A 20166-nucleotide genomic window follows, 5' to 3' on the forward strand; every position below is an offset into this window, starting at 1 on the left:
TTTGTGTCCGACTATTCATTGGTAAGACACTATAGTTCCTTTCGCTTTGTTTGTTTTTTTTTTTTCAAAGAAGAAGGCGGCATACGGTTTGCGCCCCCGTCCCGGGGGCGGGGGGTTGTGTAAAGGGGACCCCCCCGACGGGCGGCGCCGCGGCGCCCCGCCCCGCCACGCCTCCGGGTGTGCAGGGCCGCTGGGCCCGGCGCGCGGCGGGCGGGCTGATCGGCCTCAGTGTCCTGCTCGCCGCCTGGTCGTTCGTCCTCCCCTTCGTGTTCGGGCTGGGCCCGCGGCAGGTGCCGTGGTGGCGCGAGGTCTTCGACGTGAACCACGAGGCCAACCTCACGGCGTGGTGGAGCTCGGGCCTGCTCCTGCTGGGGGCCGCGGGCTTCGCCACGGTGGGTCTCGTGCGCCGCGCGCTGGGGGCGGACCGGCGGCGTAGCCTGCTCGCGTGGCTGACCCCCGCGGCCCTGCTGGCGGCCATGAGCCTGGACGAATCGACGCAGATCCACGAGCAGGCCGGCCAGCTGTGGGAGGCCCTGCCGTTCGCGGGGGAGAACCCGCTGCCCGCGTTCCAGTGGCTGATCCTCGGCGCGCCGGCCGCAGCACCCAGGCCTACCACGTCGCGACGCACGCGGAGGAGCTGACCGAGATGATCGGGGCGTCCGTGCTCGTGGTGGCCCCGTGGGCCCACCTCCACCTGCGGCCTGCGCCGGGCCATCTGCAGGTGACCGCCGACGGCGTCCCGGACGTCGGCGCGGACGACGTCGTCCTCGGCGCGGGCCCCGGCCCCGCCGGTAGACTCGACGACTGTGACTGACGCCCGCGCCCCGTACTACCTGACCACGGCCATCTCCTACCCGAACGGCGAGCCGCACATCGGCCACGCCTACGAGTACATCGCCTCGGACGCGATGGCCCGCTTCCAGCGGCTCGACGGGCGGGACGTGCGCTTCCTGACCGGCACGGACGAGCACGGCCAGAAGATGGAGCAGACGGCGCAGCAGCAGGGCGTGAGCGCCCTCGAGCTGGCCACGCGCAACGCCGCCGTCTTCAAGGAGATGGACGACGACGTCCTGGACATCTCCTACGACCGCTTCATCCGCACCACGGACACGGACCACGCCGAGGCCGTCCGCGAGATCTGGCGGCGCATGGAGGCCAACGGGGACATCTACCTCGGCTCCTACGCCGGCTGGTACTCCGTGCGGGACGAACGCTACTTCGGCGAGGACGAGACCGAGGTGGGTCAGGACGGGGTGCGCCGCGCCGTCGAGACCGGCACCGAGGTGACGTGGACGGAGGAGGAGTCCTACTTCTTCCGCCTGTCCAAGTACCAGCAGCCGCTGCTGGACCACTACCGCGAGCACCCGGACTTCGCCGCCCCCCGGTACCGCTTCAACGAGGTCATCCGCTTCGTGGAGGCCGGGCTCGAGGACCTGTCCATCTCCCGGACCTCCTTCCAGTGGGGCATCGACCTGCCGGCGCCCGCGGACCCCGACGCCGCCGACGCCGACCGGCGCGCCGACCACGTCACCTACGTCTGGGTCGACGCGTTGACGAACTACCTCACCGGCGCGGGCTGGCCCGCCGAGGACCCGGAGGCGTTCGCGCGCTACTGGCCGGCGGACCTGCACGTGATCGGCAAGGACATCTCCCGGTTCCACTGCATCTTCTGGCCCGCGTTCCTCATGTCGGCCGGCCTCGAGCTGCCGCGCCGCGTCATGATCCACGGCTTCCTGAACAACAACGGGGCCAAGATGTCCAAGTCCCTGGGCAACGTGGTGCACCCGCGGGAATGGGTGGCCCGGTACGGCCTGGACGCCATCCGCTTCTTCCTGCTGCGCGAGTTCCCGTTCGGCGCGGACGGCTCCTACAGCCACGAGGCCGTGGTGAGCCGCAAGAACGCGGACCTGGCCAACAACCTCGGCAACCTCGCCCAGCGCTCGCTGTCCATGGTGGCCAAGAACTGCGGCGCCGCCGTGCCCGAGCCGGGCGAGTTCACCGAGGCGGACCGCGCCGTCCTGGCCCAGGTCGACGCCCTGCTGGAGCGCTCCCGGTCCGCGTACGCGGTGCAGGACTTCCACGACGCGCTCGAGGAGACCTGGCGCGTGCTCGGCGAGGTCAACGCCTACTTCGCGGACCAGGCCCCGTGGGTGCTGCGCAAGACGGACGAGCCGCGCATGCGCACGGTGCTGTACGTGACGCTGCAGGCCGTGCGCCGGGTGGCCCTGCTCGCGCAGCCGGTGATGCCCGACTCGGCATCGCGGCTGCTGGACCTGCTCGGCGTCCCCGCCGAGGGCGACGCCGGCCGCACCGGCGCGTCCGGCACCGGCCCGCGGTCCTTCGCCGCGTTCCACGAAGACCTGGTCCCCGGCACCCCGCTGCCCGCCCCGCAGCCGGTCTTCCCGCGGCACGAGGAGCCCGCCGAGGACTGAGCCCGTCCGGAGGGTGAGACCGGGTGTCACACGATGTGGTCCTCACGCGGGCCGCGCGTAGCCTGAGGGCCATGACCGAGACCACACGCAGCTCCGCAGACCCTTTGGACATCGCCGTCATCGGCGGCGACGGCATCGGCCCCGAGGTCACCGACCAGGCCGCCGCCGTCCTGCAGGCGGCGCTGCGTGCCGAGGGGCGTCCGGAGGCCCGGCTCACCCCGTATCCGCTGGGTGCGGAGCACTGGCTCGAGACCGGCGAGGCGCTCACGGACGAGGTCCTCGAGTCCCTGCGCCGCCACGACGCGATCCTGTTCGGGGCCGTCGGCGCCGCGCCCGGGGACGAGCGCATCCCGTCCGGGCTGATCGAGCGCGGCATGCTGCTCAAGCTGCGCTTCGCGCTGGACCACGGCGTGAACCTGCGCCCGGCCACCCTGCTGCCCGGCGCCGTCAGCCCCCTGGCCGCGCCCGGCGAGATCGACTTCACCGTGGTGCGCGAGGGCACGGAGGGGCCGTATGTGGGCAACGGCGGCGCGATCCGCGTGGACACCCCGCACGAGATCGCCACGGAGGTCTCCGTGAACACGGCGTTCGGCGTGCGCCGCGTCGTCGAGGACGCCTTCCGTCGCGCCGACGCGGGCGAGCGCAAGCGCCTCACGCTCGTGCACAAGCACAACGTCCTGGTCCACGCCGGCCACCTGTGGCGCCGCACCGTGGAGTCCGTGGCGGCCGACTTCCCCGCGGTCACCTGGGACTACATGCACGTGGACGCCGCCATGATCTTCCTGGCGACGGACCCGGCCCGCTTCGACGTGATCGTGACGGACAACCTGTTCGGGGACATCATCACGGACCTCGCCGCGGCCGTGACCGGCGGCATCGGGCTCGCCGCCTCCGGCAACATCAACGTCGAGGGCACGGCGCCGTCGATGTTCGAGCCGGTCCACGGCTCCGCCCCGGACATCGCGGGCCAGGGGATCGCCGACCCCGTGGCCGCCATCCTCTCCGCCGCCCTGCTGCTGGAGCACGTGGGCGAGGCCGGCGCGGCGGCGCGCGTGCGCACCGCGGTGTGGGCGCACCTGAGGGACCGGGTGGAGGGCGCGCGGGGCACCACCGCCGAGGTGGGCGCCGACGTCGTCGCGCGGGTCTGACGCGCGGGCCCGGCGCGTCGACGCCGGGTCTAGGATGGGGCGACGGCCTGTGGCGTGTGCCACGCCCGGCGCCGTGGCCCCGCGCGTCGTGCCCGGCACCGGAGCCGTCCCCATTCGTCACCCGTCACGAGGAGTGATCCCACCGTGTCCGAGACCGTGTTCACGCGGCAACCGCATCTGTCCCCGATGTCCGATCAGCAGCGCGTCGAGATTCTCCAGGACCCCGGTTTCGGCAACGTCTTCACGGACCACATGGTCTCGATCGACTGGACCTGGGACGAGGACGGGGGCGCGTGGCACGACGCCCGCGTGGAGCCCTACGGACCGCTGTCCCTGGACCCCTCGGCCGCGGTGCTGCACTACGGCCAGGAGATCTTCGAGGGCCTGAAGGCCTACCGGCACGAGGACGGGTCGGTGTGGACGTTCCGTCCCGAGGCCAACGCGGCCCGCCTGAACCGCTCCGCCCGCCGCCTGGCCCTGCCGGAGCTGCCCGAGGAGCTGTTCCTCGGCTCGCTGCGGGCCCAGCTCGAGGCAGATCAGGCCTGGGTTCCCACCGGCCCGGGCCAGTCCCTCTACCTGCGCCCCTTCATGTTCGCCTCCGAGGCGTTCCTCGGCGTCCGCCCGGCCCGGCAGGTGCGGTACATGGTGATCGCCTCCCCGGCCGGCAACTACTTCGGCGGCGAGCTCAAGCCGGTGACCATCTGGGTCTCGCGCGACTACGCCCGCGCCGGCAAGGGCGGCATGGGCGCGGCCAAGACCGGCGGCAACTACGCCGCCTCGCTGCTGCCCCAGCTGCAGGCCGCGGCCAAGGGCGCCGACCAGGTCGTGTTCCTCGACCAGTACCACGACGACGCGATCGAGGAGCTCGGCGGCATGAACGTGTTCTTCGTGCACGCCGACGGCCGCCTCGTCACCCCGGCACTCACCGGCACGATCCTCGAGGGCGTCACCCGCTCCTCGATCCTCCAGCTCGGCCGGGACATGGGCCTGACCGTCGAGGAGCGTCGCGTCACCCTCGCCGAGTGGGCCGAGGGCGTCCGCTCGGGCGAGATCACCGAGGTCTTCGCGTGCGGCACCGCCGCCGTCGTGACCCCGATCGGCCGTCTGCTCGACGGCGACGACGTGATCGAGTCCGCCGGCGGGGCCGACGTGGCCCTGAAGATCCGCACCGAGCTCGAGGGCATCCAGACCGGGCGCGTCGAGGACCGCCACGGCTGGCTGCACCGCCTCGTCTGACCCCACCCCACGAACGGAGACCCCCGTGAGCTCGCACCGCTCCTCCGCGGCCGCCGAGGGCGCCCCACTCCCGGCCACGACGCCGGAAGACCTCCCGCCCACCGAGGCCGCCGGCCGGCCCCGCTGGACGCCCGCGAAGATCGCCGTCTGGGTGGCCGTCGCCCTGCTCGGCGGCGTCGCCTGGACCATGCTCGCCCTGCACCGCGGCGAGACGATCAACGCGATCTGGTTCGTGTTCGCCGCCGTGGCGACGTTCGCGATCGGCTACCGCTTCTACTCGAAGTACGTCGAGCGCATGATCGTCCACCCGGACGACACCCGCGCCACCCCGGCCGAGTACCGGGCCGACGGCCGGGACTACGTGGCCACCGACCGCCGCGTGCTCTACGGCCACCACTTCGCGGCCATCGCCGGCGCCGGTCCGCTCGTGGGCCCCGTGCTCGCCGCGCAGATGGGCTACCTGCCCGGCACCATCTGGATCATCGTCGGCGTGATCCTGGCCGGCGCGGTCCAGGACTACCTCGTCCTGTTCTTCTCGATGCGCCGCGGCGGCCGCTCGCTCGGCCAGATGGCCCGGGACGAGCTGGGCCGCGTCGGGGGCACCGCCGCGATCGTCGCGACCCTGCTGATCATGGTGATCATCACGGCCATCCTGGCCCTCGTGGTGGTCAACGCCCTGGGCGAGTCCCCGTGGGGCGTGTTCTCCGTGGCCATGACCATCCCGATCGCGCTCTTCATGGGCGTGTACCTGCGCTGGATCCGCCCGGGCCGCATCACCGAGATCTCCGTGATCGGGTTCGTCCTGCTCCTGGCGGCCATCATCGGCGGCGGCTGGGTGGCCGGGACCGAGTGGGGCGCGGCCCTGTTCACCCTGGACCGCACCACCATCGCCTGGGCCGTGATCATCTACGGGTTCGTCGCGGCCGTGCTGCCCGTGTGGCTGCTGCTCGCTCCGCGCGACTACCTGTCCACCTTCATGAAGATCGGCGTGATCGCCGGTCTCGCGCTGGCCATCGTCGTCGTGCAGCCGCGCATCGGCACCCCCGCGTTCTCCGAGTTCGCCTCGGGCCAGACCGGCCCGGTGTGGCCCGGGTCGCTGTTCCCGTTCCTGTTCGTCACCATCGCGTGCGGTGCGCTCTCCGGCTTCCACGCGCTGATCGCCTCGGGCACGACGCCCAAGATGGTGGAGAAGGAGCGGCAGACCCGCTTCATCGGCTACGGCGGCATGCTCATGGAGGCCTTCGTGGCCATCATGGCGCTCGTGGCCGCCGTCTCGCTCGACCGCGGCATCTACTTCGCCATGAACTCCCCGGCCGCCCTCACCGGCGGCACCCCGGAGACCGCCGTCGACTTCGTCATGGGCCTCGGCCTGGCCGGCGTGAACCTCACCCCCGGGGACCTGACCCACCTGGCCGACCTCGTGGGCGAGGAGACCGTGGTCTCCCGCACCGGCGGCGCCCCCACCCTCGCGGTCGGCCTGGCGCACATCATGGGCCAGCTCGTGGGCGGCGACGCGCTCATGGGCTTCTGGTACCACTTCGCGATCATGTTCGAGGCGCTGTTCATCCTCACCGCCGTCGACGCCGGCACCCGCGTGGCCCGGTTCATGCTCCAGGACTCCCTGGGCAACGTGGTCCCGCGCTTCAAGGACACCTCGTGGCGCGTGGGCGCGTGGGTCTGCACGGCCATCATGGTGGCCGCGTGGGGCGCCGTGCTGATCATGGGCGTCACCGATCCGCTGGGCGGCATCAACACGCTGTTCCCGCTGTTCGGCATCGCCAACCAGCTGCTCGCGGCGATCGCGCTCGCCGTCGTCCTGACGATCGTCGCGCGCCGCCGGGACTTCCGGGGCCTGTGGATCGTGGCGCTGCCGCTGGCGTTCATCACCGTGGTCACCACCGTGGCGTCGTTCCAGAAGATCTTCTCCTCCATCCCGGCGGTGGGCTACTGGGCGCAGCATCGCGCGTTCCAGGACGCGCTGGCGGCGGGGAAGACGAGCTTCGGCGCCGCGAAGTCCGTGCCGGCCATGGAGGCCGTGGTCCGCAACACCTTCATCCAGGGCACGCTCTCCGTCGTCTTCCTGGTGTTGGCGCTGATCGTCATCACGACGTCGGTGCTCGCCACGGTGCGCGCCTTCCGCGGTACCGAGGTCATCGATCACCAGGACCCGTACGTGCCCTCGCAGCGCTTCGCCCCGGCCGGGCTGTTCGCCACGGCCGAGGAGAAGGAGCTGCAGCGGCAGTGGGACGCCCTGCCGGCGGACCGGCAGCCGGTGCGGGGTCACTGACGTGGCCGATCCGCGCGCGACGCCGGCCGGGTCCTCCACCGCGGAGGGCCCGGCCGGCCCGTCTCGGTCCGGGGTGTGGGCCCGGGTGCGCTGGTGGGTCCGCCAGCTCTCCGGAGAGGGGAAGTACGACGCGTACGTGGCCCACCACCGGGCCCACCATCCGGAGCGCGCGCCGATGACCGAGCGGGAGTTCTGGCGGGCCGAGTACGCGCGCCAGGAGGCCAATCCGGGCAGCCGCTGCTGCTGAGCGGTCTCGACCCGCCCCGCACCGCGCCGCGCTGAGCCAGACGAATCCGCCCGCGAGCCAGACGAATCGGTCTCCTCAGGCCGTCCGCCGCGGCCGAATCGTCTGGCTCGCGGCGTCAGCGGGGCTGGCGTCGAGTGGGTGTCCGGCGACGGCGCCCGCCGCTCACCCACTACGCTGACCCCCATGCGCATCGCCCGTTTCGTGGACCAGGCCGAACCGACCTACGGCATCGTGGAGGGCCCGGCCGACGCCGACCCCGCCGAGCTGACCGTCACCGCCCTGCAGGGCGACCCGTTCTTCCACGGGATCCAGCCCACCGGCACCACACACCGTCTCGAGGACGTGCGCCTCGTGGCCCCGATCATCCCGCGCTCGAAGATCGTGGGCGTCGGCCGCAACTGGGCCGACCACGCGAAGGAGCTCGGCAACGAGGTCCCCGCCTCGCCGCAGTTCTTCCTCAAGCCGAACACCGCCGTCGTGGGTCCGAACGAGCCCGTGACCCTGCCGAGCTGGTCGGACGAGGTCTCCTACGAGGCCGAGCTCGCCGTCGTCATCGGCACCATCTGCAAGGACGTGCCGGTGAGCCGCGTGGACGACGTCGTGTTCGGCTACACCGTGGGCAACGACCTCACCGCCCGCGACGCCCAGCGCACCGACCTGCAGTGGGCCCGCGCCAAGGGCTTCGACGGCGCCTGCCCGCTGGGCCCGTGGATCGAGACCGAGCTGGACGTGGAGCCGGCCGGCGGCCTGCGCATCACGTCCCGGCTCGACGGCGAGACCCGCCAGGACGGCACGACGGCGGACATGGTCTTCGGCGTCCGCGAGCTCGTGGCCGCGGCCTCGGAGATGTTCACCCTCCTGCCCGGCGACGTGATCCTGACCGGCACCCCGGGCGGGGTCGGGACGGTCCAGGAGGGCCAGCGCGTCGAGGCCGAGGTCGAGGGCATCGGCGTCCTCGCCACCGTCTTCCGCCGCTGACGCAGGCGCCCGACGACGGCGTCCGGGCCCCCGCGTAGACTCGGGACATCATGACTGACGCCACCGCTCCCGTGTCCGAGAACGCCCCCGCCCCCTTCGCCGACGTCCCCCAGGTGGACGCCGAGACCCCCGTGCGCGTGCGCTTCGCCCCCTCGCCCACCGGCACCCCCCACGTGGGGCTGATCCGCACCGTCCTGTTCAACTGGGGCTGGGCGCGGCACACCGGCGGCACCCTCGTGTTCCGCATCGAGGACACGGACGCCAAGCGCGACTCGGAGGAGTCCTACCAGCAGCTGCTCGAGGCGATGCGCTGGCTCGGGATCGACTGGGACGAGGGCGTCGAGGTCGGCGGCCCGCACGAGCCGTACCGTCAGTCCCAGCGCGGGCAGATCTACGCGGACGTGATCGAGAAGCTCAAGGCCGGCGGATACATCTACCCGTCCTACTCGAGCCCCGAGGAGACCGAGGCCCGTCACCGGGCCGCCGGCCGCGACCCCAAGCTCGGCTACGACGGCCACGACCGCGACCTCACGGACGAGCAGATCGCCGCCTTCGAGGCCGAGGGCCGCGCGCCGGTCTGGCGGCTGCGCATGCCGGACGAGGACATCACCTTCACCGACCTGGTGCGCGGGGAGATCACCTTCAAGGCCGGCTCCGTGCCGGACTTCGTGGTGGTGCGCGCGGACGGCTCGCCGCTGTACACCCTCGTGAACCCGGTGGACGACGCGCTCATGGGCATCACCCACGTGCTGCGCGGTGAGGACCTGCTCTCCTCGACTCCGCGCCAGATCGCGCTCTACCGCGCCCTGCACGCGATCGGCGTCGCCCGGTACATGCCGGTGTTCGGCCACCTGCCCTACGTGATGGGCGAGGGCAACAAGAAGCTGTCCAAGCGCGACCCGCAGGCCAACCTGTTCCTGCACCGGGACAACGGCTTCATCCCGGAGGGCCTGCTGAACTACCTCGGCCTGCTGGGCTGGTCCCTCTCCGCGGACGAGGACATCTTCACCCCGCAGCAGTTCGTGGAGCACTTCGACGTGCACAAGGTGCTGGCCAACCCCGCCCGCTTCGACGAGAAGAAGGCGATCGCGATCAACGGCACGCACGTGCGCATGCTCGACGTGGCCGACTTCCGCGACCGTCTCGTGCCCTACCTGCACGCGGCCGGCCTCGTGGGCGAGCACCTGACGGAGCGGGAGATGCAGATCCTCACCGCCGCGGCCCCGCTCGTGCAGGAGCGCGTGCAGCTGCTCGGCGAGGCCGTCGAGATGCTCGCCTTCCTCTTCACGGCGGACCGGGACGTCCGGACGGCCGAGGGCGCCCTCAAGGGCATGCCGGCGGACCTGGGGGCCGCCGTCGCCGCGGCCCGGGAGGCGCTGGCCGCCCTGCCCGAGGACGAGTTCACCACCGAGCGCATCGAGGCGGCGCTGCGGGCCGCCCTCATCGACGGTCTCGGCCTCAAGCCGCGCCAGGCGTTCGGCCCCGTGCGCGTCGCGGTGACCGGCCGCAAGGTGTCCCCGCCGCTCTTCGAGTCGCTCGAGATCCTGGGCCGCGACTCCGCGCTCGCCCGCCTGGACCGCTTCGCCGCGGAGCAGGGCCTGGACCAGGGCCGGCCCACCGACGCATGAGCCGGGACGCCAGCACGACGCCGGCCGGCGGGTCCGCGGGCGCGCCCGCGCCGCCGGCCTGGGACGCCGTCCTCTTCGACCTGGACGACACGCTGCTGGATCTGCGCTCCGCCCAGCACGCCGCGTTCGACGCGACGGTGCGCCGGCAGTGGGCCGGGGCCGCCGACGTCGACCCGGCGGTGCTGGCCGAGGCCACCGACGCCTTCGCGTCCGACGCCGGCGGCCACTACGGGCGCTACGTGGCCGGGGAGCTGACGTTCGAGGAGCAGCGGCTGGCCCGCGTGGCCGACGCCCTGCGCGCGCTCGGCGTGCCCGAGGACGCGGCGACCCCGCTCGACGGCCTGTGGACCACCGACTACGAAGAGGTCGTGCGCGGGCACTGGGCGCTGTTCCCCGCGACCGCCGACGTCCTCGCCGAGGTGCGGGGAACAGGCCGTGGCGTGGGGATCGTCACGAACAACGTGGAGGCCTACCAGCGCGGCAAGGCCGACGCCCTCGGCCTGGAGTGGGTCGAGGTGCTGATCGGCTCGGACACGGCCGGGGCCCCGAAGCCGGACCCGGCCCCCTTCCTGGCCGGCTGCTCCCGCCTGGGCACGGACCCGGGACGCACCCTCATGGTGGGGGACAGTCTGCGTCACGACGTCGAGGGGGCCCGGTCGGCGGGGCTCGTTCCGGTGTGGATGAGCCCCGACGCCCCCGCCCACGGCGGGGCGGAGGAGCCGCTCTGGGACGAGGAGCACGCGTGCTGGCGGATGCGGGCGATCGGCGGGCTGCGGACCTGGCTGGCGGCCTGACCCGCCGATTTTGCACGCGCCGCCCGGAGGGTGTAGAGTTCTTTCTCGTTGCCGGAGAGATCCGGGAACACCGGGCTCATGAATATGATGCACATCGGCCAGGCATGCTTGACCGACAGTGGGGTATGGTGTAATTGGCAACACAACGGTTTCTGGTACCGTCATTCTAGGTTCGAGTCCTGGTACCCCAGCGAGTCTTCGGACTCAGTGGACGCGCACGGGCGGAGACGCTCGGACGTGGCGCACGGCCCCATCGTATAGCGGCCTAGTACGCCGCCCTCTCACGGCGGTAACGCGGGTTCAAATCCCGCTGGGGTCACGCAGTCGCCGCCCGGTCCTCGGACCGGAACGGCACGGGCGGATGAACGCATCCGCCGCCTGAACAGGAGACGCAGGCGCAGAAGAAGGTCTCCACGGCATCGCTTCCGCACACGCGGACAGCGCGCTCGGCCCCATCGTATAGCGGCCTAGTACGCCGCCCTCTCACGGCGGTAACGCGGGTTCAAATCCCGCTGGGGTCACCCGAGTGACAGGAAGCCCGGTCCCTGCGGACCGGGCTTCCGTCGTCTCCGTCCGCCGGGCCGGCGGGATGGGCGGTCGGCGCGCGCCGTGAGACGATGGCCCACGTGCCACACACGGATCAGAACGCCCCAGACCTCGGTGTCGACACGGCCGTCCGCCGCGTGCGCGAGCACCTCGCCGCGCTCGAGCTGCCGTTCGAGACCGTCACTGCGGGGCAGGACCGCGCCGAGCGCGAGCGCACCCTGCACCAGATCGACGACTACGTGCTGCCCCGCCTCGACTCGCTCGACGCGCCGCTGCTGGCCGTCGTCGGCGGCTCCACCGGTGCGGGCAAGTCCACGCTGGTGAACGCGCTCGTCGGCCATGAGGTCTCCCGCTCCTCCGCCCTGCGGCCCACCACGCGGCAGCCTCTGCTGCTGCACAACCCCGCCGACGCCCACTGGTTCACGGGCCCGCGGGTGCTGCCCGACCTCGCCCGCGTCAGCGTGCACCGCGACGCGGCCGCCGGCCCCGTCGAACCCGACCAGTCCGCGATGGACACGGTCGCGCTCGTGGCCGAGCCCGCACTGCCCTCGGGCATCGCCCTCGTGGACGCCCCGGACATCGACTCCGTGGCGGACCAGAACCGCGCGCTGGCCCGGCAGCTCCTCGAAGCCGCCGACCTGTGGATCTTCACGACGACGGCGCACCGCTACGCCGACGCCGTGCCCTGGCAGCTGCTGGACGAGGCCGCCGCCCGCGACATCACCGTGGCCGTCGTGCTCGGCCGCGTGCCCGAGGGCGCGGCGGAGGACATCACCCCGGACCTGCGGCGCATGCTCACCGAGCGCGGCCTCGCCGACGCCCGGATCCACGTGATCCCCGAGACCCGCTTCGACGAGCGCGGCCTGCTCCCGCAGGAGCACGTCGCGGGCCTGCGCGCGTGGCTCGAGACCCTCGCCGCCGACGCCCAGGCGCGCGGCGCCGTCGCCCGCCGGACCGTGGACGGCGTGCTGGGCCAGCTGGCCGCCCGCGTCGCCGACCTGGCCCGCGCCGAGGAGGAGCAGCGGCATGCCGCGGACCTGCTCGCCCGGATCGTGGGGGACTCCACGGACCAGGCCGTCGGCCGGGTCCGTGAGGCCACCTCGGACGGCACGCTGCTGCGCGGCGAGGTGCTCTCCCGCTGGCAGGACTTCGTCGGCACGGGGGAGTTCTTCCGCGGCGTCGAGACCACGATCGGCCGGCTGCGGGACCGCCTCGGCGCCCTGGTGCGCGGGCGCCCGGCAGCGCCCGAGGAGGTCGAGACCGCACTGGAGACCGGCCTGCACGCCGTGATGGTCGAGGCGGCCGCCGCGGCCGCCGAGCAGATCGAGCGGCGCTGGGCGTCCGAGCCGGCGGGCCGGGCCCTCGTGGCCGGGCGCGACCTGGGTGCCCTGACGCCGGACGCATCGGCGCGGGCGGCCGACGTCGTGCGGGACTGGCAGTCGGACGTGCTGGCGCTGATCCAGGAGGAGGGCGCGGGCAAGCGCACGCGCGCCCGCCTGGCGGCCACCGGCGTGAACGGCGCGGCCGTGGCCCTCATGATCATCTCGTTCGCCTCCACCGGCGGACTCGCGGGCATCGAGGTCGGCATCGCCGGCGGCGCCGCCGTCGTCGGGCAGAAGCTGCTCGAGTCGATCTTCGGCGAGGACGCCGTGCGCCGCATGGCCCGGCGGGCCGATGAGCTGCTCGAGCGCCGTGTGCGGGCCTTCCTCGAGACCGTGCTCGCGGACCGCTTCCTGCCGCTGCTCCACCTCGAGCGCGAGCCGCAGGCCACCGAGGAGCTGCGCGCCCTCGTGCCGGTGCTGCGCCGCGGGGTGGCCGCCGGCGTCGACGGCCCGACCGGGCCCGAGCACGCCCCGTCCGCCGCCGAGGCGGGGGAGGAGCCCCGATGAGCCGCCGCGACACCCCCGCCCTGGCCCCCCGCCTGGACGCCCTCGGCGAGGCCGCCGAGCTGGCCGCGGGCCGCCTGCCCGAGGACGTCGTGGCCGGGGCCGAGGCCGTCGTGCGCGCGGCCGGGGAGCGCCAGGCACTCTCCGCGGAGCACACCGTGGTCGGGTTCTTCGGGGCGACGGGCTCCGGCAAGTCCTCCCTGTTCAACGCGCTCACCGGCCGCGACCTGGCCCGCGTGGCCGCCACCCGGCCCACCACGTCCGAGCCGCTCGCCGCGGTCTGGGGCGTGGGCCGGGGACAGGGGCTGGACCCGGACGCGGAGCACGGCGACGGCACCGGCGAGGGCGGCGGCGCGGCCGCCCTGCTCGACTGGCTCGGCGTGCGCCGCCGCCACCTGCTGGACGAGGCGCCCGTGCTCGACGACGGCCGCCCCGGGTTCCTCGGCTTCGGCCGCCGTGACGGCGCCGACGCCACCGGCCTGATCCTGCTGGACCTGCCGGACATCGACTCGGTCGAGCGGGGCAACCGCGAGATCACCTCCCGGCTGGCCGGCCACGTGGACGTGCTGGTGTGGGTCGTGGACCCGGAGAAGTACGCGGACGCCGTGCTGCACCGCGAGTTCTTGGCGACCATGGGCTCGCACGCGGCCGTGACCCTCGTGCTGCTCAACCAGGTGGACCGGCTCTCGGTGCGTGACCGGGACGTCGTGCTGGCCTCGCTGCGCCGGATGCTCTCGGGGCACGGCCTCGGCGACGTCCGGGTGCTGCCCGTGTCCGCGCGCACGGGGGAGGGCCTCGAGGAGGTCGGCCGGCAGGTCGCGGCGATCGTCGCCCAGCGCGGCGCGGCCGCCGAGCGCCTGGGCGCGGACGTCGCGGCCCGTGCCGCGGACCTCGCCGCCGCCTCGGGCGAGGGCGAGCCGGCCGGCGTCGGGCCCGGGGACGAGCAGCGGCTCGGGCGCGAGCTGGCCGTGGCCGGCGGCGTGCCGGCCGTCGTCCGGGCGGTGGAGGGCTCGTACCGGCTGCGCTCGGCCAAGCGCACCAGCTGGCCCGTGCTGCGCTGGATGCACTCCTTCCGCGCGGACCCCCTGCGGCGCCTGCACCTGATGCCCGAGCGCGCCGCCCCCCGCCGCGACCGGGACGAGGTCGCCCGCGACCCCGCGCTGCACCGCACCTCCCTGCCCGAGCGCTCGGGCACCCAGCGGGCCGTCGTCGACGGCGCGGTCCGCACGCTGGCCGCCGCGGCCGGCGCGGGGGCCTCCGAGCCGTGGGCCGCCGCCATCCGCCACGCGGGCCGGGAGCACGCCGAGGAGCTCCCCGGCGCCGTGGACCAGGCGATCGCCGCCACCGACCTCGGTGCCGGCCGGGGCAGCTGGTGGCACCCCGTGCTCGACGTGCTGCAGTGGCTCGCCCTCCTCACCGCCGTCGTCGGCGCCGGCTGGCTGGGCGTGCTCGCCCTGGCCGGGTACCTGCAGTTCCCCCTGCCGCCCGCGCCCACGGTCGAGGGCTTCCCCCTCCCGACGCTGCTGCTCGTCGGCGGCCTCGCGCTCGGCGTGCTGCTGGCCCTGCTGGCGATCCCCCTGACCCGGTGGACCGCCGCGGCGCGGGGACGCCGCGCGCGCCGCCGCCTCGAGGAGGCGACCACCGACGTCGGCCGGCGGCTCGTCGTCGACCCGGTGCGCTCCGAGGTGGACCGCTTCCACGCCTTCCGCGACGCCCTCGCCCGGGCCTCCGGCGTCCCGGTCCGGCGGGGCCGCCGATGACGGTGCGCGACCCCGCGGCTGCGGCGGGGGCGACCGTCGGCGACCTCACGGAGGCCGAGCTGCTGGAGGTCGTCCTGACCGGGCTCGCCCCCGCCGTCCGGGACGGCCACTGGCCCGCCGGCACCGTCGCCCCGGGCGACGACGCCGCCCTCGTGCCCGCGCCCCGCGGTGGGACGCTCATCTCCACGGACGCGATGGGGGAGGGCACGGACTTCCTGCACCGCTGGCCCGCCGGCCCCCGCACCCGCGGCCACGACGCCGGCTGGAAGGCCGTCGCCCAGAACCTCTCGGACGTCAACGCGATGGGCGGGACCGCCTCGGCGCTCGTCACCGCCCTCACCCTGCCGCCGACGACGCCGGTCGCCTGGGTGCGGTCGTTCGCCGCGGGCATCGTGGGCGCGGTGCGTCACCTCGGCGCGCCGGACTGCCGGGTGGCCGGGGGCGACCTGGGCACCGGCGGACGGGTCCACGCCGCGGTGACGGTGCTCGGGGACCCGCACCCCGGCGGAGTGCTGTGCCGCACACCGGCCGCGGCGGACCGGGACCGCGTGCTCGCCGAGGGCGCCGACCTCGTCCATGCCCAGGCGGTGCCGGACGGTCCCCGGGCCGCCGCGCCTTCGGGGCCGGGGTGGGCCGCCGCCGGGCTCACCCTGCTGCTCACCGACCGCGCGGAGCTGGAGCGACGGGCGGACGCCCTCCCCGCCGCCGACCGGCCGTCACCGCGGGAGCTCGCCCGCGCCGTCCGCGCCCAGCTGCGACCCCGCCCGCCGCTGGCCCTCGGGCCCGCCGCGGTGACGGCCGGCCTGCTCACCCTCATGGACGTCTCCGACGGCCTGGGCAAGGACGCGCACCGCATGGCGGTCGCCACCGGCGGGGCCGGCTCCGCGCCGGCACCGTGGCTGGACGAGGCCTGGCTGGCGGAGACCGCCGCACCCCTGCGCCGCGTGGCCGCCCTGGCCGGGACCAGTCCGGAGGCGCTCGTGACCGGCGGGGGCGAGGACTACGGTCTCCTGGGGCTGGCGTGGCCCGAGACCGAGCTGCCCCGGGGGTTCACGCGGATCGGCCGGCTCGTGCCGGCCGGGGGCCGGCCGCCGACCGGGCACCGGCCCCTGTCCGAGTCCGGCTGGGACCCGTTCGCCGGCTGAACGCCCGGGACGAGGTCCGCGGGCGGGTCAGGCCGCGCGGAGGAGTCGCTCCGGGTCGAAGCGGTGGCCGAGGCCGATGACGTCCCACCCGTGCTCGCGCCACGCGGCGACGTCCAGGACGTTACGCCCGTCGATCAGCAGGCGGGAGGCCACGCGTGCGCCCACGGCGTCCGGATCCATCTCGCGGAACTGGCGCCACTCGGTCAGCAGCAGGGTCAGCTCGGCGCCGTCCACGGCCGCCTCGAGAGAGTCCACGTAGTCGAGCCGCGGGAAGCGGGCGGACGCGTTGGCGTTGCCCTCGGGGTCGTACACCCGGACGTCGGCGCCGGCCGTGTAGAGACGGTTGGCGACGTCGAGGGCGGGGGAGTCCCGGACGTCGTCGGAGTCCGGCTTGAACGTGACGCCCAGCACGGCGATCCGCGTGCCGTTGAGCATCTGCACGCTCGCGGGGGTGGGGGCGGGCCCGGAGACCTCGGCCCGGCGGATCCGGCCGTCGCGAGCCGCGGAGAGCACCTGCACCGCCAGGTCCACCACGCGGTCACGGCGGCGCAGGTTGATGTCGTCCACCTCCGCCAGGAACCGCATGGTCCGGTCCAGGCCCAGCTCGGAGACGCGGGCCTGGAGCGCGCGGATGTCCTTGGGCAGGCAGCCGCCCCCGAAGCCCACGCCCGCGTTGAGGAACCGGCGTCCGATCCGCGCGTCGTGGCCGATCGCGTCCGCGAGGGTGCCGATGTCCCCGCCCACGTTCTCGGTGATCTCCGAGAACGCGTTGATGAACGAGATCTTCGTGGCCAGGAAGGCGTTGGCGGCCACCTTCACCAGCTCGGCCGTCTCGAGGTCCGTGCTGATCCACGGGGTGTCGGCCGCGAGCTGCCGCGCGTAGACGCGGCGCAGGATGCCCTCGGCGCGGGGCCCGTGCGTGCCGATGACGAGGCGGTCCGGGGTGAGCGTGTCCCTCACGGCGAAGCCCTCCCGGAGGAACTCGGGGTTCCAGGCGAGCTCGACCTCGCCCGGCAGTCCGGCCTCCGCGCGCACGGTGCGCACGAGCTCGGCCAGGCGGCGCGCCGTGCCCACGGGCACGGTCGACTTGCCGACGATCAGCGCGTCGCGGTCGATCGCCGCGGCGAGGGAGGCGACGGCGGCGTCCACGTAGCTCAGGTCCGCCGCGGTCTCGCCCACCTTCTGCGGGGTGCCGACGCCGATGAAGTGGACGTCCGCCCAGCGGGCCGCCTCCGCGACGTCGGTGGTGAAGCGCAGCCGCCCGGAGGCGACGTGGGTGCGCAGCAGCTCGGGCAGGCCGGGTTCGTGGAAGGGCACCTCGCCGCGGGCCAGGCGCTCGATCTTGGCCGGGTCCACGTCCACGCCGAGGACCTCGAAGCCCAGCTCGGCCATGCAGGCGGCGTGCGTGGCGCCCAGATAGCCCGTGCCGATCACGGACAGCCGCGGCGCGGCCTCCTGCTCGGCGGGGGCGGCGGGCGCGGTCGTCTCGGTCACGGCGGACTCCTCGGTGGTGCGGGGGGTGGCGGTCGGGGACCTGGTTGACGCTAGGCCCCGCGGGTGAACGCGGGAAGAACGGGGTGCCTCCGCGGCGCGTCCCGTCGGTGGCGCGGGCGGGCCTCAGGCCTCGCCGGCGCGGATGAGCTCGGTGAGCCGCGTCGCGGCGGAGACGACGGCGTCCGCGTGCAGCCGGCCCGGCTGGCGGGAGAGCCGCTCGAGGGGGCCGGAGATCGAGACCGCCGCGATGACGCGGCCGCTGGGGCCGCGCACCGGTGCGGACACCGAGGCGACCCCGGGCTCACGCTCGGCCAGGGACTGGGCCCAGCCGCGCCGCCGCACCGCCGCGAGGACGGTGGGTGTGAAGACGGCGCCGGCCAGCCCCTCGACGAGCCGCTCGTGGTCCTCCCAGGCCAGGAGCACCTGCGCGGCGGAGCCGGCCTTCATGGACATGCGGGCGCCCACGGGGATGGTGTCGCGCAGGCCCCAGGGCCGCTCCGCGCTGGCCACGCACACGCGGGAGTCCGCCTGCCGACGGAACACCTGGGCACTCTCTCCCGAGGCATCACGCAGCCACAGCAGCACCGGGCCGGAGGCCGTCGTGAGCCGGTCCTCGCCGGCAGCGGAGGCGAGCTCGGCCAGGCGGGTGCCCAGCACGTAGCGGCCCTGCAGGTCCTTGCCCACCATGCGGTGGTGCGTGAGGGCGGCCGCGAGCCGGTGCAGCGTGGGCCGCGCGATCCCGGTGGCGGTGACGAGCTGGGCGAGCGTGGCCGGGCCGGACTCGAGCGCGTCGAGGATCGCCACCGACTTGTCCACCACGCCGACGCCGCTGGGATGCCGGTGGAGCGAGGGGCCGATGAGGTCGTCCTCGGTGGGTGGGCGCATGGGCTCGGTGGTCATGGGGTGATCGTAGTCGTCTCACTGCGCGGACGGCCTTGGGTGTCGGCGCGCGTCGTGTGCGACCGGGCCGGCCGCCGCCGATTCCGGAATATGAGACGAAATCTCACGATATGGAATATCGCGCCCCGTGGTCGAGAACGGCCCCGCCGCGCCCCACAGTGGTCCGTGAGCACCGGCGCCCCGCGCCGGGCGACGACCGACAGGTGCGTGAGCAGGAAGGTGCGGCAGATGACGACGGCGACGACGGGACCCAGGACGCTGGCCGAGAAGGTCTGGGACGAACACGTGGTGGTGCGCGGCGAGGGCGAGGGCGCCTCCCGCACCCCCGACCTGCTCTACATCGACCTGCACCTCGTGCACGAGGTGACGAGCCCGCAGGCCTTCGAGGGGCTGCGTCTGGCCGGCCGTCCGGTGCGTCGGCCCGACCTGACCATCGCCACGGAGGACCACAACACCCCGACGCTGGACATCGACCAGCCGATCGCGGATGCCACCTCGCGCACCCAGATCGAGACCCTGCGGGCCAACTGCGCCGAGTTCGGCGTCCGCCTGCACCCGTTGGGGGACGCCGAGCAGGGCATCGTCCACGTCGTCGGCCCCCAGCTGGGCCTGACCCAGCCCGGCCTCACCGTGGTCTGCGGCGACTCCCACACCTCCACCCACGGCGCGTTCGGCGCCCTGGCGTTCGGCATCGGCACCTCCGAGGTCGAGCACGTCCTGGCCACCCAGACCCTGCCGCTGAAGCCCTTCAAGACCATGGCGGTCACCGTGGACGGCACGCTGCGCCCGGGTGTGACGGCCAAGGACATCATCCTCGCGGTCATCGCGAAGATCGGCACGGGCGGGGGCCAGGGCTTCGTGCTCGAGTACCGCGGTGAGGCCATCCGGAACCTCTCCATGGAGGGCCGGATGACCATCTGCAACATGTCCATCGAGGCCGGCGCCCGCGCCGGCATGGTCGCCCCGGACGAGACCACCTTCGCCTACCTGAAGGGGCGGCCCCATGCCCCCGAGGGCGCCGACTGGGACGCCGCCGTCGAGCACTGGCGCACCCTCGCCACGGATGAGGGCGCGGAGTTCGACGCCGAGGTGGTCATCGACGCGGACACGCTGGAGCCGTTCGTCACGTGGGGCACCAACCCGGGGCAGGGCGTGAGCCTGAACGACACCGTCCCCGCGCCCGAGGACTTCGCCGACCCGGTGGCCCAGGAGGCGGCCCGCAAGGCGCTGTCCTACATGGACCTGGCCCCCGGGACCCCGATGAAGCAGGTCGAGGTCGACACCGTGTTCATGGGCTCGTGCACCAACTCCCGCATCGAGGACCTGCGGGCGTTCGCCGAGGTCGTCCGGGGCCGGCGCAAGGCCGAGGGGCTGCGCGTCATGGTCGTGCCGGGCTCGGCGCGCGTGCGTCTGCAGGCGATGGACGAGGGCCTGGACAGGGTGTTCGAGGACTTCGGGGCCGAGTGGCGGTTCGCCGGCTGCTCCATGTGCCTGGGCATGAACCCGGACCAGCTCTCCCCGGGGGAGCGCTGCGCGTCCACCTCCAACCGCAACTTCGAGGGCCGGCAGGGCAAGGGCGGGCGCACCCACCTGGTGTCCCCGGTGGTCGCCGCGGCCACCGCCGTGCTGGGCCGCCTCGCCAGCCCGTCCGACCTGCCCGCCCTCACCCCCCAGGAGGCCTGAGC

The 20166-nt window shown here is 74.1% G+C and carries 16 protein-coding genes and 3 tRNA genes; 17 read left to right on the forward strand and 2 right to left on the reverse strand.

Annotated elements, in window-relative coordinates; translation table 11 throughout:
• Window positions 1-179 precede the first annotated feature (179 nt).
• The 16 genes from FLM69_RS06330 to FLM69_RS06400 all read left to right on the forward strand — a co-directional run bounded on the left by FLM69_RS06330 (window position 180) and on the right by FLM69_RS06400 (window position 16087).
• Window positions 180-641 carry a hypothetical protein gene (locus FLM69_RS06330; protein WP_255502744.1) on the forward strand — a complete coding sequence of 154 codons (462 nt, stop codon included), beginning with the start codon at window positions 180-182 and terminating at the stop codon, window positions 639-641.
• A gap of 5 nt (window positions 642-646) precedes the next feature.
• Complete coding sequence (locus FLM69_RS11550; RefSeq protein WP_242821226.1) at window positions 647-814, forward strand: hypothetical protein; 168 nt, start codon at window positions 647-649, stop codon at window positions 812-814.
• Window positions 807-2432 carry a methionine--tRNA ligase gene (gene metG, locus FLM69_RS06335; protein ID WP_036382100.1) on the forward strand — a complete coding sequence of 542 codons (1626 nt, stop codon included), beginning with the start codon at window positions 807-809 and terminating at the stop codon, window positions 2430-2432. The genes FLM69_RS11550 and metG overlap by 8 nt, the downstream gene beginning before the upstream one ends.
• A 71-nt stretch (window positions 2433-2503) precedes the next feature.
• A complete protein-coding gene (locus FLM69_RS06340; RefSeq protein ID WP_141843517.1) occupies window positions 2504-3580 on the forward strand; it encodes a 3-isopropylmalate dehydrogenase in 1077 nt (358 codons plus the stop codon).
• Window positions 3581-3724: 144 nt separating this feature from the next.
• Window positions 3725-4816, forward strand: coding sequence for a branched-chain amino acid aminotransferase (locus FLM69_RS06345; RefSeq protein ID WP_141843519.1), 1092 nt, complete (start codon window positions 3725-3727; stop codon window positions 4814-4816).
• Window positions 4817-4841: 25 nt separating this feature from the next.
• Window positions 4842-7103 carry a carbon starvation CstA family protein gene (locus tag FLM69_RS06350; protein ID WP_049145182.1) on the forward strand — a complete coding sequence of 754 codons (2262 nt, stop codon included), beginning with the start codon at window positions 4842-4844 and terminating at the stop codon, window positions 7101-7103.
• A gap of 1 nt (window position 7104) precedes the next feature.
• Window positions 7105-7350 carry a YbdD/YjiX family protein gene (locus FLM69_RS06355; protein WP_036382088.1) on the forward strand — a complete coding sequence of 82 codons (246 nt, stop codon included), beginning with the start codon at window positions 7105-7107 and terminating at the stop codon, window positions 7348-7350.
• A gap of 183 nt (window positions 7351-7533) precedes the next feature.
• On the forward strand, window positions 7534-8328 hold the full coding sequence (locus tag FLM69_RS06360; RefSeq protein WP_036312940.1) for a fumarylacetoacetate hydrolase family protein: 795 nt from the start codon (window positions 7534-7536) through the stop codon (window positions 8326-8328).
• Window positions 8329-8378: 50 nt separating this feature from the next.
• Window positions 8379-9956, forward strand: coding sequence for a glutamate--tRNA ligase (gltX, locus tag FLM69_RS06365; RefSeq protein WP_036382085.1), 1578 nt, complete (start codon window positions 8379-8381; stop codon window positions 9954-9956).
• Window positions 9953-10750 carry an HAD family hydrolase gene (locus FLM69_RS06370; protein ID WP_036382082.1) on the forward strand — a complete coding sequence of 266 codons (798 nt, stop codon included), beginning with the start codon at window positions 9953-9955 and terminating at the stop codon, window positions 10748-10750. The genes gltX and FLM69_RS06370 overlap by 4 nt, the downstream gene beginning before the upstream one ends.
• Before the next feature lie 119 nt (window positions 10751-10869).
• Window positions 10870-10941, forward strand: a tRNA-Gln gene (locus tag FLM69_RS06375).
• 55 nt (window positions 10942-10996) lie between these two features.
• Window positions 10997-11069: transfer RNA gene (locus FLM69_RS06380), tRNA-Glu, on the forward strand.
• A 129-nt stretch (window positions 11070-11198) separates the two neighbouring features.
• A tRNA-Glu gene (locus FLM69_RS06385) sits at window positions 11199-11271 on the forward strand.
• 105 nt (window positions 11272-11376) lie between these two features.
• The gene (locus tag FLM69_RS06390) at window positions 11377-13185 is read left to right on the forward strand and encodes a dynamin family protein (RefSeq protein ID WP_141843521.1); all 1809 of its coding nucleotides are present in this window, start codon (window positions 11377-11379) and stop codon (window positions 13183-13185) included.
• Window positions 13182-14942 (forward strand): GTPase, encoded by a 1761-nt coding sequence (locus tag FLM69_RS06395; RefSeq protein ID WP_141843522.1) that lies wholly within the window; start codon window positions 13182-13184, stop codon window positions 14940-14942. Before FLM69_RS06390 ends, FLM69_RS06395 begins: the two co-directional genes overlap by 4 nt.
• Window positions 14939-16087, forward strand: coding sequence for a thiamine-monophosphate kinase (locus FLM69_RS06400; protein ID WP_141843524.1), 1149 nt, complete (start codon window positions 14939-14941; stop codon window positions 16085-16087). The genes FLM69_RS06395 and FLM69_RS06400 overlap by 4 nt, the downstream gene beginning before the upstream one ends.
• 27 nt (window positions 16088-16114) lie before the next feature.
• On the opposite strand, the gene FLM69_RS06405 is transcribed toward FLM69_RS06400, so the two are convergent.
• Both FLM69_RS06405 and FLM69_RS06410 read right to left on the reverse strand, forming a co-directional pair.
• Entirely contained in the window at window positions 16115-17581 is a 1467-nt protein-coding gene (locus FLM69_RS06405) for a UDP-glucose/GDP-mannose dehydrogenase family protein (protein WP_141843525.1), read from the reverse strand.
• Window positions 17582-17704: 123 nt separating this feature from the next.
• On the reverse strand, window positions 17705-18466 hold the full coding sequence (locus tag FLM69_RS06410; RefSeq protein WP_141843536.1) for an IclR family transcriptional regulator: 762 nt from the start codon (window positions 18464-18466) through the stop codon (window positions 17705-17707).
• Between the two features lie 243 nt (window positions 18467-18709).
• Here FLM69_RS06410 and leuC point away from each other — a divergent pair, with 243 nt between their 5' ends.
• Window positions 18710-20164, forward strand: a complete 1455-nt coding sequence (gene leuC / locus FLM69_RS06415) for a 3-isopropylmalate dehydratase large subunit (RefSeq protein ID WP_141843537.1) — start codon at window positions 18710-18712, stop codon at window positions 20162-20164.
• Window positions 20165-20166 lie beyond the last annotated feature (2 nt).

This window comes from Micrococcus sp. R8502A1 (assembly GCF_006704135.1).
In the GTDB taxonomy this organism is placed as follows: Bacteria; Actinomycetota; Actinomycetes; order Actinomycetales; family Micrococcaceae; genus Micrococcus; species Micrococcus luteus.